This window comes from Paenibacillus sp. J22R3 (genome assembly GCF_056269305.1).
Window position 1 is genome coordinate 193,275 of the sequence record NZ_JBWDNS010000001.1, and the last position, 17,089, is coordinate 210,363.

At 50.2% G+C, this 17,089-nt stretch carries 17 protein-coding genes; 15 read left to right on the plus strand and 2 right to left on the minus strand.

Annotated elements, in window-relative coordinates; translation table 11 throughout:
• The 13 genes from AC0YN4_RS00875 to AC0YN4_RS00935 all read left to right on the plus strand — a co-directional run bounded on the left by AC0YN4_RS00875 (position 1) and on the right by AC0YN4_RS00935 (position 14,082).
• Positions 1–843 carry a deoxyribonuclease IV gene (locus tag AC0YN4_RS00875; RefSeq protein WP_475834875.1) on the plus strand — a complete coding sequence of 281 codons (843 nt, stop codon included), beginning with the start codon at positions 1–3 and terminating at the stop codon, positions 841–843.
• Positions 840–1,154 (plus strand): cyclic-phosphate processing receiver domain-containing protein, encoded by a 315-nt coding sequence (locus tag AC0YN4_RS00880; RefSeq protein ID WP_475780594.1) that lies wholly within the window; start codon positions 840–842, stop codon positions 1,152–1,154. Before AC0YN4_RS00875 ends, AC0YN4_RS00880 begins: the two co-directional genes overlap by 4 nt.
• Positions 1,155–1,199: 45 nt before the next feature.
• Positions 1,200–1,979 carry an ABC transporter ATP-binding protein gene (locus AC0YN4_RS00885; RefSeq protein WP_475781005.1) on the plus strand — a complete coding sequence of 260 codons (780 nt, stop codon included), beginning with the start codon at positions 1,200–1,202 and terminating at the stop codon, positions 1,977–1,979.
• Entirely contained in the window at positions 1,979–2,995 is a 1,017-nt protein-coding gene (locus tag AC0YN4_RS00890) for an SAM-dependent methyltransferase (RefSeq protein WP_475834876.1), read from the plus strand. Before AC0YN4_RS00885 ends, AC0YN4_RS00890 begins: the two co-directional genes overlap by 1 nt.
• 88 nt (positions 2,996–3,083) lie before the next feature.
• On the plus strand, positions 3,084–4,724 hold the full coding sequence (locus tag AC0YN4_RS00895; protein WP_475834877.1) for a serine/threonine protein kinase: 1,641 nt from the start codon (positions 3,084–3,086) through the stop codon (positions 4,722–4,724).
• Between the two features lie 54 nt (positions 4,725–4,778).
• Entirely contained in the window at positions 4,779–6,338 is a 1,560-nt protein-coding gene (locus tag AC0YN4_RS00900; RefSeq protein ID WP_475780597.1) for an ABC-F family ATP-binding cassette domain-containing protein, read from the plus strand.
• Between the two features lie 132 nt (positions 6,339–6,470).
• Positions 6,471–7,169, plus strand: a complete 699-nt coding sequence (locus tag AC0YN4_RS00905) for a response regulator transcription factor (protein WP_090985382.1) — start codon at positions 6,471–6,473, stop codon at positions 7,167–7,169.
• Complete coding sequence (locus AC0YN4_RS00910) at positions 7,166–8,521, plus strand: HAMP domain-containing sensor histidine kinase (protein WP_475780598.1); 1,356 nt, start codon at positions 7,166–7,168, stop codon at positions 8,519–8,521. Before AC0YN4_RS00905 ends, AC0YN4_RS00910 begins: the two co-directional genes overlap by 4 nt.
• Positions 8,522–8,553: 32 nt before the next feature.
• Positions 8,554–9,417, plus strand: a complete 864-nt coding sequence (locus tag AC0YN4_RS00915) for a carbon-nitrogen hydrolase family protein (RefSeq protein WP_475834878.1) — start codon at positions 8,554–8,556, stop codon at positions 9,415–9,417.
• A gap of 38 nt (positions 9,418–9,455) precedes the next feature.
• Entirely contained in the window at positions 9,456–10,121 is a 666-nt protein-coding gene (locus tag AC0YN4_RS00920; RefSeq protein WP_475780600.1) for a GNAT family N-acetyltransferase, read from the plus strand.
• A 17-nt stretch (positions 10,122–10,138) separates the two neighbouring features.
• Positions 10,139–10,807: a GNAT family N-acetyltransferase gene (locus tag AC0YN4_RS00925; RefSeq protein ID WP_475780601.1), complete on the plus strand. Its 669-nt coding sequence runs from the start codon at positions 10,139–10,141 to the stop codon at positions 10,805–10,807.
• A 30-nt stretch (positions 10,808–10,837) separates the two neighbouring features.
• Complete coding sequence (locus tag AC0YN4_RS00930) at positions 10,838–11,632, plus strand: MBL fold metallo-hydrolase (RefSeq protein WP_475834879.1); 795 nt, start codon at positions 10,838–10,840, stop codon at positions 11,630–11,632.
• Positions 11,633–12,090: 458 nt separating this feature from the next.
• A complete protein-coding gene (locus tag AC0YN4_RS00935) occupies positions 12,091–14,082 on the plus strand; it encodes an endonuclease MutS2 (RefSeq protein WP_475834880.1) in 1,992 nt (663 codons plus the stop codon).
• Positions 14,083–14,133: 51 nt separating this feature from the next.
• Here AC0YN4_RS00935 and AC0YN4_RS00940 read toward each other — a convergent pair whose 3' ends face one another.
• On the minus strand, positions 14,134–14,775 hold the full coding sequence (locus AC0YN4_RS00940) for a thiamine diphosphokinase (RefSeq protein WP_475780604.1): 642 nt from the start codon (positions 14,773–14,775) through the stop codon (positions 14,134–14,136).
• A gap of 212 nt (positions 14,776–14,987) precedes the next feature.
• Here AC0YN4_RS00940 and AC0YN4_RS00945 point away from each other — a divergent pair, with 212 nt between their 5' ends.
• Both AC0YN4_RS00945 and AC0YN4_RS00950 read left to right on the plus strand, forming a co-directional pair.
• Positions 14,988–15,668, plus strand: coding sequence for a trimeric intracellular cation channel family protein (locus AC0YN4_RS00945; protein ID WP_475781006.1), 681 nt, complete (start codon positions 14,988–14,990; stop codon positions 15,666–15,668).
• Positions 15,665–16,141 (plus strand): low molecular weight protein-tyrosine-phosphatase, encoded by a 477-nt coding sequence (locus tag AC0YN4_RS00950; protein ID WP_475834881.1) that lies wholly within the window; start codon positions 15,665–15,667, stop codon positions 16,139–16,141. The genes AC0YN4_RS00945 and AC0YN4_RS00950 overlap by 4 nt, the downstream gene beginning before the upstream one ends.
• Positions 16,142–16,204: 63 nt before the next feature.
• Here AC0YN4_RS00950 and AC0YN4_RS00955 read toward each other — a convergent pair whose 3' ends face one another.
• Positions 16,205–16,945: an alpha/beta hydrolase gene (locus AC0YN4_RS00955; RefSeq protein ID WP_475834882.1), complete on the minus strand. Its 741-nt coding sequence runs from the start codon at positions 16,943–16,945 to the stop codon at positions 16,205–16,207.
• Positions 16,946–17,089 lie beyond the last annotated feature (144 nt).

The following is a 17,089-nucleotide window of genomic DNA, read 5'->3' on the forward strand; positions in this document are numbered from 1 at the left end:
ATGCGGACCGGATTTCATGTTTCCACCAAAGGCGGTTACAGGGAAGCGGCAAGGCGAGCGGCAGCGAATGGAGCTGTCGCTTATCAATATTTTCCGAAAAATCCGCGAAGTCTTTCCTTTAAAGACATCGATTACAGAGAAGCAAAGCAGTGTGCAGTCTTCTGTGAGGAGCGCGGGATTGTTTCCATTGCACATTCTCCTTATCCGACGAATATTGCGTCAGAAGATGCAGAGCATCGCGCGAGAACGGTGGAATCTCTGCTGAATGATCTCGCTATTGCCGAAGCTTGCGGTTCATTGGGCGTCGTGGTGCATTTTGGCGTCTATAAAGGGCCGGATCCACTTGAGGGCTACCGCAATGCAGTAGTTACGTTAAGTACGGTTACATCTCAATGGGCCGGTAAAGCGAAGCTGCTCATAGAGAATCAAGCTGGCGATCATACTTTCATGGGGACTACGATGGAAGAGCTGGCTCAAATTCGCAGCCTGTGCGTAGACCCGCACAAGATCGGATTCTGCCTAGATACATGCCATCTCTTCGCCAGTGGAGTTTGGGATGGAAGCCCTGACGCTGCATGGATGGACAAAGCGCAAGAGCTCGGTGTGATTTCAGAGCTGACTGCTATTCATCTGAATGATTCCGTCTATCCAAGCGGGGATAAGAGAGACCGTCATGCGAGAATCGGTGAAGGTTATATTGGCGAAGCAGGCTTGACCTGGCTGCTGCGTCATCCGATGCTGAAGCAGGTGCCATTCGTGCTGGAAACTCCATCCGGGGAAGATGGTACGCACCGAGAACAGATGGAGCTGATCCAGCGGTTAGGAGGGGAGAGCGAAGCATGATTAACGTATATTTAGACGATTATCGGCCATGTCCGGAAGGTTTCGTTCTTGCGAAGACGGCTTCTGAATGCATCCTTCTGCTGCAGCATGAGGATGTGGATATCCTCTCGCTCGACTTTGAGCTTGGCTGGGGGCAGCCGAGTGGCCTTGCCGTTGCAGAATATATCGTATCCAGTGGACGATATCCGCGCACCTGCTACTTTCATACGTCCAGTCTTGCAGGCAGAATGCAAATGGTCCATTTGATAACCCAGCATGCACCGATAAACATCCAAATCCATAATGGTCCAATGCCTGCGGTGAGCAGATAGCGCTGACCTGCTTCATGTGAACTTCTGGGAGGGAAAACCGTGAACATGATTACATTGCAAGATATCACATTCCGCCGTGAAGAAAGACAAATCCTTGATGGCGTTAATCTTCAAATCAACAAAGGGGAGCACTGGGTTATTCTGGGCCGAAACGGCTGCGGAAAAACAACGCTGCTGGAGATGATGACCGGCTACCAGTTCCCTTCTTCCGGAACGGTTGACGTGCTCGGCAATCGCTTCGGAGAATGCGATGTGCGGGAGATTCGTAAGCAAGTCGGTTATATTAGCCAGGCGGTCATGGAGAAACTGACGCTGCGAGATCCGGTTTGGGAAGTTATCGCGACCGGGGAGTACGCGTTTCTGCGTTTCTACCAGACCATCGATGAAGAGGTGCGTCAGAAAGCGCTGCGTCACTTAGATGAAGTGGGCTTGCTGTATACGGCAGATCAAACATTGGCTACGCTCTCTCAAGGTGAGCGGAAGAAGGTGCTTCTCGCACGTGCGCTGATGTCCAATCCGAAGCTGCTTATTATGGACGAGCCTTGTGCGGGTTTAGACTTGTACGAGCGTGAGAAGCTGCTGCTTGATTTGAACAGACTGGCTGAGCGTGACATTACCGTTGTGTACGTGACACATCATATGGAAGAAATCATACCGCTATTTACTCATGTGGCATTAGTGCAGGACGGACGCATCGTAGCTGCGGGTCCGAAGAAGGAAGTGCTTAGTCCGGAATGGCTAAGCCGCGCGTACGACTGGCCGGTGGCCGTAGAATGGGCCGATGACCGGCCATGGATTCGAGCATTATCAGGAGGCAAACAGTAGTGAGTCATTGGATTGGAACAGCTAATCATGGTTTTGCGTCGCTTGCAATGGAAGAGCTTCGTAGGCAAATTAATGGCATTAAATTTACGCAGCTTATCGCAGGCGAAGTATTCAAGATGGAGGTTCCGTTAAGCAGAGAAGAGATGCTGGATCTTATCCAGACGAACGAACCGATTTTCTTAAGACATATACAGCCGATTGACCGCGCATTGCCGATTCATGGTAATGCCGATGATTTGCATGCACTCTCGGAGCTAATCCGCAGTGCAAGAATGCGCTGTGAGGAAGGGACGACAGCGATCCATCTCAGACGGATGGATGGAACGCCATTCATCTACTCTGCTGCCGATACAAAGGCCGTGTTAGATGCAGTGATTATGGAGCTGGGCGGAGAAACGACCATGCAGTCGCCTGATCAAATTTTCTCCATCTTCGCAGCATCCGAGGAGCTGTATGTAGGGTGGGGGACTCCAGCCGAGCAGTTGTCGGATTGGCCGGGCGGTGCTGTCCGGTTTCAACGTGAGGAAGGTCAGATTTCGCGTGCGAAGTTCAAGCTGCTGGAGGCGGAACGGGCTTTCAAGGTCTACTTCGAAACGTTCCGTGAAGCGCTTGATATCGGCGCCGCACCGGGCGGATGGACACATCTGCTGCTGGAGCGCGGACTGCGCGTGACGGCGATTGACCCTGCAGAGCTGCATCCAACACTGTCCGCATACCCGCGTCTTACGAAAATGAAGAAGAATGCGTCGGATGTTAACTTCCCGTCGAATACGTTCGACTTGCTCGTCTGTGATATGAGCTGGAGCCCGATGCAGATGGCTAAGCTTGTGTTAGAGAAAACCGATGCGCTGACAGATGGAGCAACTGCAATCATCACGATTAAGCTGATGCATAAGAAGCCGCTGCAGACGATTCGAGACGTGATCGCGAAGCTGGAATCGGCCTTTGAGCTGAAGAAAGCGAAGCAATTGTTCCACAATCGCGATGAAATTACGTTATACTTAGTGAAACGGTAGAAGATACGATTTAGTCGGGAAAGCATCCCGAATGAGCAGACCATGTCTGTGCATTCGAGATGTTTTTTTGCATTTGGGAGGGTAGTGGATGAGCACAGCTAATGAAAATCAGGATTTGCTTAAGGATGGCATTATCATTGGAGGTAGGTATCGCATTGCCGGATTAATTGGGAGAGGCGGAATGGGTGAGGTGTACGCGGCAGAGGATCTGCGCTTGCATGGGAAGCTCCGTGCGCTTAAGGTCGCTTCAATCCATAAGCTCGGAGGAGTAAACGGGGCAGAAGAGGCGGAACTTCTGATGCGTTTGAACCATCCCCATTTGCCTTTGATTGTGGATTATTTTCCACTGGTCGAGGAGTTGGACTGTGAAGTTGTGGTTATGGATTACATCGATGGAAATACACTTCAAGCTTACCTGACATCTCGCGGCGGTGATATTCGTTTCACAGACACCCTTGCAATCGGAAGTCAGCTGTGCGAGGCACTGCACTATCTGCACAGCCAGCATCCTCCGATTATTCATCGAGACTTGAAGCCGACGAATGTGATGATCGATCGTGGCGGTTTTGTGCGGTTAATCGACTTTGGCATTGCCAGGGAATTTAAGCCGGGACAAGCACAGGATACGGTTATGCTGGGAACGCCGGGATTCGCAGCCCCTGAGCAGGAAGGAGAGTACCAGAGTGACGCGCGGACGGATGTATTTGGCTTAGGAGCCTTGCTATACTACTTGCTTAGCGGAGGCAATCGCTACATAACAACAGACGGAACTGCCCCACCGAGGCTCAATACTTTACCTTATCATTTGCCCATCAAGATGACCGAAGTGATATACCGTATGCTCGATCCAAATCCGGTATGCAGATATAGCTCCATGATGGAAGCCAAGCTTGCTCTTGAAGCTTGTTTGGGCAACGAGCCCGTTCCATCACATCAGTTAAGTGGTCAAACTGTTCCTATTCAGTCAAATTATCGACGATCAATCATGGTTGCTTCACTGTCACCGGGCGCAGGTGCGACCTTCGCAACTATTACGCTGGCACATTTACTCGAGCAGCGGGGCATCTCATGTACAGCGATCGAACATCTGGAGCTCGAACCGGAATGGCATGCTTTATTGTACACGCCGGAAGTACAAAAGCGGCTTCGCTCGAAATCTCAGCAAGCGTGGCAAAGCAAATATCGATCCTTTCATTCACCATCCGGGCATACGAAATGGCATGCACTGGAGCCTGACAAACGCCATTCTGCAGATGCGGAACCTACACTTAAATATCGGCTGCTATCAGAATCATCGAACTCTTCTGTAGTTCTAACCGATATTTCCGGCAAATGGACCAACTCCTCTGAATTAACGCTGGAATTGACGCAACGCGATGAATTGATATTCGTTGTTGATCCATCTCCATTCAAATGGACGCCGCAGCGATTGCAAGAGGCCGATCGTATTTGTTTTGAACGCTCGAAGGTTGGGCTTAGGACCTATTGGGTCGCAAACAAAGATATGTCATTTCGCAATCGGAGTGAATGGTTGGCCGCTATTCCGGAGAAACCTGCGTGTTCTGTGCCTCTGCTTCCGGCAGATCAGTTAGCCGAACTGCTATGGTCAGGCAAGTGGGCAACCTCCAACAAAAATTGGCTAAGCCTTCTGGAACGCGCCTTTCAGCCTATTTTGCAAGAAATAGTTGCGAACTCTCGGCACATTCCATCACATCCTGTGATACAATGAGTTGCGAGCGTCGCAAGTAAGGCGCTTAATTATCATTGGAAAGCGAGCTTGAACATGAGTTTATTGACGATAGAGGAATTATCCCATAGCTTCGGCGACCGCACTTTATTCAGGAATGTATCCTTCCGGCTGCTCGCCGGCGAACGTGTCGGATTGGTTGGTGCGAACGGAACGGGCAAGTCGACACTGATGAATATTTTGACAGGCAAATTGCTAAAAGACGAGGGCAAGGTAGAATGGACGCCTCGCGTAAGATACGGTTATCTGGATCAGCATACGAAGCTCTTACCAGGCAAGACTATCCGTGATGTGCTGAAAGATGCGTTTCTTCCTTTGCTGGAACTGGAGCGGGAGCTCAATGATATCGCCGGCCAAATGGCAGATGTCGATTCCGATCAGCTTGAAGTACTGCTCGTTCGTATGGGCGAAATTCAAGAGGAGCTTGAAATCGGAGACTTCTACTTGCTGGATGTGAAGGTCGACGAGATGGCGAATGGGCTTGGCCTCAGTGTCATCGGACTTGATCGTGATGTCGCATCGCTAAGCGGTGGACAGCGTACGAAGGTACTACTGGCGAAGCTGCTGCTGGAGAAACCGATGGTGCTGCTGCTCGATGAGCCGACGAACTACTTGGATGAAGAGCATATTACATGGCTGTCTCACTACTTGAAGAACTATCCATATGCCTTTATTCTTATTTCGCATGATACGGGATTTATGAACGAAGTCGTAAATGTCATTTATCATTTGGAGTTCACGAAGCTCACACGTTATGCGGCGAATTACGAGAAGTTCTTAACGATGGCGGACATGAACAAAGCGCAGCATATCGATGCGTATGAGAAACAGAAGGAATATATCAAGAAGCAGGAAGAATTTATTCAGAAGAATAAAGCGCGTGCTTCGACCAGCGGCCGGGCGAAGAGCCGTGAGAAACAACTTGATAAGATTGACCGAATTGAGAAACCGGAGGAGGCTGCTAAGCCGACCTTTGTATTCAAAGAAGCGCGTGCAAGCGGCAAGACTGTTTTCGAGGCTACAGGGCTTACGATCGGATACGGAAAACCGCTGATTCCGCCAATGAATATGCTTGTGGAGCGGGGAGATAAGATTGCGATTGTCGGTAGTAACGGCGTAGGTAAATCGACCTTGCTGAAGACGATTCTAGGCAAAATCGATGCGCTTGACGGCACGATCTACCGCGGTGACTATCTGTTCCCTGCTTATTTCGAGCAAGAGGTGAAAGCGCCGAATTTAACGCCGCTGGATGATGTGTGGAACGAGTTTTCCAGCATGAATCAGCATGAAGTACGCGCTGCCTTAGCACGCTGCGGCTTGAAGAATGAGCATATCACGCGCGCGCTGAACCAGCTCAGCGGCGGCGAGCAGGCGAAGGTTCGTCTGTGTAAGCTGCTCATGCGTGAAAGCAACTGGGTTGCGTTCGATGAGCCGACCAACCATCTGGATATCCACGCGAAAGCAGAACTTAAACGTGCGCTCGCGTCCTACAAAGGAACCATTATCCTGGTTTCCCACGAACCTGATTTCTACGAGGATTGGGTAACGAAGGTATGGGATGTTGAACAATGGTCGCTGCAGCATGCCATGAACTAGAAGGTAGAGAGCAAGGCCGCCAAGCGTTAGGTTTGGCGGCTTTGCTGCTTGCAATGGCGCATTTGCTTCTTTATGATAGTGGGAACGGGCTAGTCCTGATTAAGTCTATAACAAAGTGGGTGTACAGCGAGAATGAATGAACGCATTCTTGTCATCGAAGATGAGGACGGCATTGCACGGGTTCTTCAGCTTGAGCTGGAGCATGAAGGTTATTCGGTCGGTCGTGCCGCAGACGGCAGGAGCGGACTTGAACAAGTCAACAACGGCGAATGGGATATGCTCCTGCTCGACGTGATGCTCCCTGAGCTAAACGGAATTGAAGTGCTGCGCAGACTGCGGCAATCCGGCAATCAAATCCCGATTATTCTATTAACGGCACGTGACACGATCCCGGACAAGGTAAGCGGATTCGAGCATGGCGCCAATGACTATATTACCAAACCGTTCGCGATGGAAGAACTGCTGGCGCGCGTTCGCAATTTGCTCCGTATCTTCCAGCAGCAGCCGAAGGAGACGGAGAGTCCGGATGTGCTGAAGGCAGCCGATCTCTCCATTGAGCTGCGTACGCGCAAAGTATTCCGTAAGGATCTCGCGATTGAGCTCACTCCGCGTGAATTCGAGCTGCTTGTTTATCTGGCTGAGCATCGCAATGAAGAGAAGTCACGAGAAGATATTTTGTCCGAGGTATGGGGCTACGATTTCATAGGCGAAACGAATTTGGTGGATGTATACATCCGTTATTTGCGCCAGAAAATCGATAAAGGGTACCGCCATAAACTCATCCACACGGTTCGCGGTGTCGGCTATATGCTCAAGGAGCCGGATGCATGACGCTGCGCAGACGATTTACGTTTTTTACGATTTTTTGGCTTATCTTTATATTGATCCTGTTTAACATCTTCGTTTATTTATTTGTGATAAAAATCACGATTCGCAGTGAGGACCAACTGCTGACGAATAAAGTAAACATACTGCTCGAGGATCCCCGAATTGTTGACCCCACGCAGCTAGCCAATGGCGAGCTGTTGCGGGATTTCTATAACATCAGCGAGCTTATTCGTATCGTCGATCGAAGCGGCAGAACGGTGAATTCACAAGGCTCCGACTCCGAGTTGCTTGCGTTGAAGTCGGAATTCTCGGGTCAGCATGATACGGGGATGTTCTTCCTTGAAGGTCGACGTGTGCTGTATATGAAGGTACCGCTCTTCCATGACGGTCAAGTGATCGGTACGCTCGAGCTCTACCGTAAGCTGACGCTGCTCGACAGCTACTTACAGGTTCTGGTTATTGCGCTGACCATCACCAGCATCGGGGCGATCTTGTTCGCGATCTTCGGCACCTATTGGTTTACTTCGAGATTAACGTCACCGATTCAGCACATGGTGCAGACGATGAGAGAGATTGACCGCAGCGGGAAGCTGCGACAGATCGAGCTTGCCCAGCGCGATCAATCTGCTGAATTACTTCAACTTGCGCGCGCCTTTAATCAGATGATCGACAGACTGGATCGCACATTCGAGCGGCAGAAGCAGTTCGTCGCCGATGCATCGCATGAACTTAGAACACCGGTAACGGTTATTACCAGCTATGCAGGCATGCTGAAGAGATGGGGACGAGATGACGTCAACATCCGTGATGAGGCAATTGAAGCAATCAGCAAGGAATCGCAGCGATTGCAAAATTTGACCAAATCGATGCTTCAGCTTGCGCAAGCCGAGCAAGAAGATTGGCTTAATTTGGAAAACTTCAATCTCGTTCAGCTGACGGATGAAACTGCGGATATGCTGCACATCACATTCCAGCGCATGATTCGCGTACATACAGGCAAACAAGATGTTCGGATGATCGGAGACAAGGACAAAATCAGGCAGCTGCTTGTCATCCTCATTGACAATGCGATCAAATACAGCAAGGAACCGATCGATGTTACGCTTGGCACTAATAAAGGCGTCATTCGGATTTCGGTCTCGGACAAAGGAATGGGCATTCCCGAGGACGAAATTCCTCATTTGTTCGAGCGCTTCTACCGCGTAGACAGCGCCAGAAGCCGATCCACAGGCGGCGCCGGACTTGGATTGTCCATCGCCAAGCGGATTGTTGATTTGCATGAAGGTCAAATCGATGTATTCAGCAAGCCTGAACAAGGTACAACCATCTCGATTGCGCTGCCATTGCGCAAATAAATATTCAAAAGCTAACAAAGGCGGGGAGAACTATGGGGAGTTTGCGTGTTTGCGCCGTCCAGTACAAGCTGGCGGATATCGAACGCTTCGAACAGTTTGCCGATCAAGTTCGGCACTATGTTCGTAATGCATCTGAATACGGAGTTCAATTTATTCTGTTTCCGGAGTTTTTCACGACACAATTGCTCTCGATCGGAGACGATGAGGGACGACCATTGTCGATTGAAAGACTGCCTGAATTTACGGAACAATACGTCGATTTGTTTAAGTCACTTGCAGCTGAATATCAAGTGCACATCGTTGGCGGCACTCATGTCATTGATGCCGGAGGCGGCAAGCTGAACAATGCTGCGCATCTGTTCTACCCAAGCGGCCGTGTGGAGCAGCAGGCAAAACTTCATATGACGCCGACCGAACGCGAGGAATGGAACATGTCGCATGGCGAATCCTTGCGCGTATTTGATACAGAGTATGGCACAATTGCGATGCTTACTTGTTACGATATCGAATTTCCGGAAGTGGTCCGGATGGCCAGAGCGAAAGGGGCGGACATTATTTTCTGTCCTTCCTGCACCGATGATCGGCATGGATTCTACCGGGTGCGTTACTGCTGTCATGCAAGAGCAGTTGAGAACCAGGTTTATATTGTGACGACAGGTACGGTAGGGTCACTGCGCAAGGTTGATTTTATGAGAGCTAATTATGGTCAAGCTGCAGTCATCTCGCCAAACGACATTCCATTCCCTCCTGCCGGCATCATGACAGAAGGTGTCATTAATGATGATATGCTTGTTGTCGCCGACCTCAATGTTCAGCTGCTTCATGATGTACGTGCTGCCGGATCGGTTACGACTTGGCGTGATCGCCGCACGGATTTATACTGTGATTGGTCTTAATCGCGGGCATTATTACCTGAGGAAGGGGACAACAAGCGATGCGTAAAGGGCTGATTGTCTACCTTATGGGCAAACCAATCGAGATTGTGATTCGCAATTACAGCTTCTCTGATATAGAGGGGATGATTGCCATTCAACGAGAATCCTTTCCGCCTCCGTTTCCCTCCGAACTTTGGTGGAATGAGGCGCAGCTCCGAGAGCACATCATCCGGTTTCCGGAAGGTGCGCTATGTGCGGAAATGGATGGCAGATTGATCGGGTCTATGACGGGACTTCTTGTAAGCGAGAAGCTGCTGGAAGGCATACATACCTGGGAGGCTGTCACGGACAGCGGCTACATTCGCAATCACGACCCGGATGGCACCACGTTATATGTTGTTGATTTGTGCGTTATTCCGGAAATGCGTAAAGCCGGTATCGGTAAATGGCTCATGCAAAGCATGTACGAGGTCGTCATTCATCTCCGGTTAAGGAGACTGCTTGGCGGCGGTCGGATGCCTGGCTATCATCGGTATTCGGATACCGTATCTGCCGAAGATTACTTAACAGGAGTTACTACGGGCTTGTACAATGATCCCGTGATCTCGTTTCTGTTGCGATGCGGTCGTCTGCCTGTCGGCGTTGCCCAGCACTATCTGGAGGATGAAGAATCCTGCGGATACGCCGCACTCATGGAGTGGAAGAATCCATTTATATCCGAATAGAGAGGAAGTTATAAGTCATGGACTACATACGCATTCAATCAATCGACAATCCATTATTTAAGAGCATGCATGATTTGATGAAAACGATTTTTCCGAAGGAAGAAGTGCTCGCCTTTGAGAAATGGGCTGGACCACTTGAAGATCCCAGCATTCATGTCTATGTAGCGGTTCACGATGGAGAGGTTGTCGGAACTACGGAATATCGGTACTATCCCGGTATGCAAGTCGCGATGACGGACTTTACAATTGTCGGTCGTCCGGGGCTGGGCGTAGGTCGGTTTCTGATGCGCAACCGCTCACGTGATTTAGAACGTTTGGCACAGCAAAGCGGAACCGAGCCGATAGGCATGTTTGCGGAAATTTACAACCCAACGGTTGCGGAATATGAATTCGGCGGCGTCTATCCGATGAATCCGTTTGTACGTCGCGAAGTGCTGTCGCATATCGGCTATATGCGGATTGACTTCCCTTATGTACATCCATCTTGGGAAGAGGATGGTGCGGCTGTCGGGGGGCTTGATCTATGTTTCTTGCCTCAGGACGAGAACCGTACTGAGCTAGAAGCATCGCTTGTGGTGGCGTTCTTAACGGAATACTATTCGGCTCTGCCTAATAAACCGGATGAATGGTATGCCATGGTCGAAGGCTTGAAGGGTCAATCCAAGCTTGCACTGAAACCACTGTAGAGAGGCAGTGCTTCAACAACGCAGGCAGGAATGGGGGAAGCGATTTTGGCGACGACAATCACCTTCTGGGGAACAGGTGATGCAATGGGGGTACCTCGCGTCTATTGTTCATGTGAGGTTTGTGAAGAAGCGAGATCCGGCGCTGTGAACCGCAGATTGCGTTCACTCGTTCATCTCGCCGATGAAGAGTTTGGAACGATGCTGATTGATTGCGGCCCGGATTGGCGCAGTCAGATGGAAACGGCAGGTCTCAAACGGATCGATACGGTTATGATTACGCATGCTCATTTCGATCATATCGCAGGGCTCCCGGAATGGGCGGATCTATGCAGATGGCTCGGATGCAAAGGGAAAGCTTATGCGATGCCTGATGTTATTGACGAGATATTGACCCGCTTTCCGTGGCTGAGGTCTCATATTGAATTTCATCCAATCACGGGACCGCTTCAATTCGGCGGCTGGGAAGTGCGGACATGGAAAGTGAACCATGGCAAGAATGGCTATGCTTACGCGTTCCGATTCACGCATGCCGAGCGTGGAAAGTCATTCGCCTATTGCTCAGATTCCATTGCGCTTGAGGGCGAAGAGCTGGTGCCGCTCGCAGAGTTAGATCTCCTTATTCTTGGGACGAGCTTCTATCAGGAGCCATATCCATTCGAGACGCGTTCCGTCTATGATGTTACAGAAGCGCTGGTGTTACTCGAAGAGCTAAAGCCGGTAAGAACAATGTTTACGCATATGTCGCATGATATTGATCTACGTCGAGACTATGGATTGCCTGCTGGTGTTACATTTGCGCATGCAAGGCTTACCGTCATCGTCTAGGCGATTGCCGCTTGACTTGGTCGAAGTGATGACGCTATTATTAAGTTAACTTTAAGCAGTAAGGGGAAATTTTGATGCGGGTTATGGTTCTTAACTTCTAAATTGGATATTATCCGGCGCCTGAAGCGCGGCCGGATCCACGGCTTTTGTACGATATACAAGTGGACTTTCTCCTGTTGGAGTAGGTTTATATGGTTATATCTCACGAAGGCGTGGAACCAATGAGTTAAGAACATGACAATTTCCGCCTCCTACTGGACGGTAAATTCGCGTGCTCTTTCGAGCACGCCTTTTTTCGTTCTACGGGCAGTCCGCATTCCGCTAGCCGGAAGAGGGTTTTCTCGTCGAATCGAAGAGGGAGTTTACCGAGAAGTCCATGAACAGGGATGGGATGCGTATGCGTTCTGTCCCTGTTTTGTTGTATGTAAATATAAACATCGAAAAGGATGGGTAACCAAATGAATAACGCATCAATGACGAAATTGGAATTCGATAAAATCAAAGCCATGCTGCTCACATATACCGTTTCTGAAGCCGGAAGAGCCCTTACCGAACGGCATGAACCAAGCGCAGAACCCGGCCGAGTGAAAGCGTGGCTTGGTGAAACGGAGGAAGCGGCGGCACTGCTGGCAACCGGTGCAAGCGTTCCGATTTCGGCAATGGAGGGCATGGAAGTATTCATGGCACTGCTGGGAAAGGGGAAAATCTACAGCGAGCAGGAGCTCGGCAATTTGGCTGTTTGGCTCACCTCAATCGGACAAATGAAACGATATATGGACAGTAAACGATTGACTGCACCGACAATCAGCAGTTATGCCGATTCGATGTACGATTGTCCTGAGCTTGTGAAGGAACTGCAGCGCTGCATCAGGCATGGCTCGCTGACTGATCAAGCGTCTCCGGCTTTGGCTGACATTCGCAGGCATCTCGCAGCCGCAGAAGAGCGAATTGAGCGCAAGCTGAATCAACTGCTGGGGAAATACAAGAATGCGCTGCAGGATCAATTAGTCAGCAAGCGAAACGGTCATTATGTGATCCCTGTGAAGAGGGAGCTGCGCAGGCAGGTGCCGGGTACAGTCTGGGATGAGTCTGCAAGCGGTCAGACGTTGTTCGTTGAACCGGTCGACGTGGCCGATCTGCAGGCGGAATGGCAAATGTGGAAGAGTGAGGAGGAACGCGAGCGAACATTGATTCTCTCGCAGCTCTCAGATCTGGCGGAGGAGCAGAGTGACTCGCTAAGGTGGAATATGGAGGCGATGGCATCGTTTGATTTTATATTTGCCAGAGCGAAGCTGTCCCGCACCTATAACGGCATTAAAGCTGCGATTGTAGACAAACCATATGTGAAACTAATTGGCGCCAAACATCCGCTGTTAGGCGGCAAAGCAGTACCACTTACGATTGAAATCGGCGGCGAATGGCGTCAGCTCATCATTACCGGGCCTAATACCGGCGGCAAAACCGTCGCACTTAAGACTATTGGTTTATTCGCCTTAATGGTACAGTCCGGGCTGCTTATCCCTGCTGAGGCTGGTACGGAGCTGGGGTTATTCCAGTCTATTATGGCGGATGTCGGTGATGGCCAAAGCATCGAGCAATCGTTAAGCACATTCTCCGCGCACATGGAATGTCTCAGCGACATGCTTCGCAGAGCGAATGGTCGCTCGCTAATTCTGCTGGATGAGCTGGCAGCCGGCACAGATCCGGGCGAAGGAATTGCGTTGTCCATAGCGGTTCTGGAGGAGCTTCTGAAGCGCGGCTCGCTCGTGGCCGCCACGACACATTTTAACGAGATTAAACGATTTGCCTCCGTCATGAAGGGGTGCACGAATGCACGTATGGCTTTCGATGCCGATACGCTGCAGCCGGTCTACAAGCTTGAAATCGGAGAAGCAGGGGACAGTTATGCTTTTGCAATTGCCAGGAGATTTGGTTTGCCTGAGAGTGTGATTAAACGTGCAGAGGAGCGCGTTGTTGCAGCCAAATCTGCACATTCCACGCAACAGCATCGGACGTTGAATGCTGCGGAGTTTGATTCCAAGTCTGCGTTACGATGGGATGACGAGCTGAAGCGGGCCGTTGGTAAAGAAGATACGAAAGCTCAAGTTAAGAGAAATGAGGAAGCTGCGAATGAAGCAGGCGCCAAGAAACCTTTCGTAGTCGGGGATTGTGTCTGGATTTATCCACTCAAACGGACGGGAATCGTATTCCAACCTGCGAATGAGCGTGGCGATGTGGTTGTGCAGGTTCAGAAGAATAAGATGACCTTCAACCGCAAGAGGCTGTCTCTCTATATTCCGAGTACGCAGCTGTACCCGGAATTGGAAGAGGGCTATGATATGGATATCGTGTTCGAATCGAAGGAGAACCGTAAAACGCGCAAGCTGATGGGGCGCAAATATGTCCCGGGACTATCCATCATCATACCGCCGGATGAGCCAAAAGCTTGATTGTGGCGAAAGAGCATGATAAGGTGGCTTTTCATTCCATGATAGTCACCTTTAGTCCCGGCTTTGTATAACGAGCAGCAGCCCTTGCTTGATGGAAATTTGACCTTCCTCGCTTAACAGTTTGTTGCTAATGCCGAGTGATTGTCCGATTTCGAGTTCAGCCTCATGCAGCGGGTACTGAAAACCAGTCAGCGTAATGCCTGTCACACGTTCGGATAACGGCAATAAGGATACGTAAGTGTAGCTGCTGTTAAACAGCTTTGTCTGATCTGCGGTAAGCTGTATACAGTTGTGTTCGTCTACAATCGAGGCGGCAATACCTTGCTGCTGCGCCATTCGGAGCAGGTGAACATTCGCCAGCGAGTGGTCGAACCTTGTTCCGAGAGCACCTAGCATGACGATTTGCTGCGGCCGCTTAGACAGCGCCAGACGCCAAGCGAGCTCCGTATCGGTGTAATCCTTATCAATTGGATCGTAATCATGTGTTTCGCCGCTGTTCGCGCGGATGTATTCCAATTGGGCCGGTGTAACGGAATCGAAATCGCCAAGCGCAACATGCGGCCGCAAGCCATGCTCGACTAGAAATAATGCGCCGGCATCCGCTCCGATCAGTACATCGTCAGTGGTGAGGAGATCAAGGGCCCACGGGCCAAGGCGTCCGCCTGTAAAAATAACTATTCGTTTAGGAATCATTTGAAGTCCTGCCTTTGCCATTAGTCTGGTTCATTCGAGAACCAGAAGCGTTTTACGACAGTATACTTCCCATGAGAATCATTGGCCAGCCGAAATACGGACGAAATGAAAAATGTAACGCTTGTAGATTCGACGTGCCGCGGCTAAAATGAGTAAGGATCATATTGAGCGGAGACACGCGGAGGCATCAAGCAATGAATCTACAGATGGACATGGACATTTTTACCGTATTCAGCATTATCGGAACGATTGCATTTGCGGTCAGCGGCGCAATTGTAGCAATGGAAGAAGAGTATGATATTTTGGGCGTGTATGTGCTCGGACTGGTTACTGCATTTGGCGGCGGTGTAATCCGTAACCTATTGATCAATGTGCCGATTACGACGATATGGACGCAGGGCATGCTGTTGAAGACGGCCGTAATCGCAATGACGATCGCGTTCGTCATGCCGGTCAAGTGGATTAACCGATGGAAGAAAAGCGAAGCTTTCTTCGATGCGATCGGGTTATCCGCGTTTGCGATTCAAGGGGCGCTGTATGCAACGGGCAAGTACCCGCTAAGTGCGGTTATGGTTGCAGCCATGCTGACCGGAATTGGCGGTGGAATGATTCGCGACGTGCTGGCGGGTCGAAAGCCTCTGGTGCTGCGCGATGAGATTTATGCGGTCTGGGCGCTCGCCGCAGGCGCTGCGATTGGCTTGGGATTCTTCGAATCCCCTGTGGAATTATTGATATTATTCGTCATCGTCATTATTTTCAGAATGCTATCCGTACATTACAATTGGCGGCTGCCGAGGCGATCCTTGAAATACGCGCTCGCGCAGTCGGTCCATTCGGATAAAGAGCGCGCTGAAGCTGCCAAGATTGAGCAAGAAAAAGGAGAAGGATCATGATTAGCGTATTATTTGTTTGTCTGGGAAATATTTGCCGGTCGCCGATGGCCGAAGCGGTGCTGAGGCATCAACTGAAGGCGCGTGAGTTGGAGGACCGGATCAAAGTCGATTCCGCCGGAACGGGAGATTGGCATCTCGGCAAGCCGCCGCATGAAGGTACGCGCGGGCTGCTGGAGCGTTACGGAATTTCGTACGAGGGAATGCGAGCTAGACAAGTGCTTATCGACGACTATCAGACCTTCGACTATATCATTTGCATGGACAGTGCCAATGAGCGAGATGTTCATGCGCTCTTCGGGAGCCGTTCCGATCTACATGCCAAAGTATTCAAATTCATGGATTTGCTGCCCGATGAATCGAGCAAAGATGTGCCTGACCCGTATTACACAGGCAATTTCGATGAGGTCTACGGCCTTGTATCGAGAGGCTGCGAGAATCTTCTGGAGCGAATTCGTCACGAACATCAACTGTAAAATAAAGAAAGACCGCATGCCATTGAAAAGATGGGATGCGGTCTTTTTGCATAGGAGAGTCAATCAGGCTTCCGGATGTAAGAACGTTCTCAGCGCATCCGGAATGTGCTGCTGCCAGAAGCCCCACACATGATCGCCATCATGCTCGCTGTAATGGGTTGTGGCGCCTTGTGCTTCAAGAATTGCTTTCATCTCACGGTTAATCGCGACAAAATCATATACGCCGCTGTCTGATTTAAACGCCGTTTCTTGCAACCCTACGATCATGAATAGTTCGAGCTTGTTCAGATCGGAAGCTTTCCGAGCAATCTCTCGTGAAGCGGGATAAAACGCCCCGGACAAGGAAATAACTTGATGGAACAATTCGGGGTAGGTGAGCGCAATGTGAAGGCTGACGGATCCGCCTAAGGAATCGCCGGCAAGGATCCGAGCGCCTGCGTCTCGTCTGGCTGCGTACTTGGACTCAATGTATGGAATCAGTTCTTCGCCGATGAAGCTGACATAGCCGTGATGCCGATCTCCATTAGGCGCATATTCGGCCGTGCGCAGCTTAATGTCGACATCGATTCCGACAATGATGAAAGGCTCAATGCCTTCGTCCAGAATGAGTTGGTTGGCAATCGTCGCAATACGGCCAAAATTGAAAAATTGCTCACCGTCTTGGCAATAGACGACCGGGTAGCTGAGCAATTCATTGTAGCCAGGTGGTAAATATACCCGTAGATCACGGGAGCCTTCCGGCAGCAACCGACTGGTAATGACATCCTTTACAATCGTTCTTTTCAAATAACGAGGATCGGTCATGAATAAAAACTCCTTTGTCCTTGCATGGTTTGGACGTGTTGTGGGTAAACAAAAGGGAGGAAACAAATGAAGCTTTTGCTAGAAATATGCCCTGTTGTACTATACTGTACTACTAGTTCAATAGTTCTGTTACATATACAATTT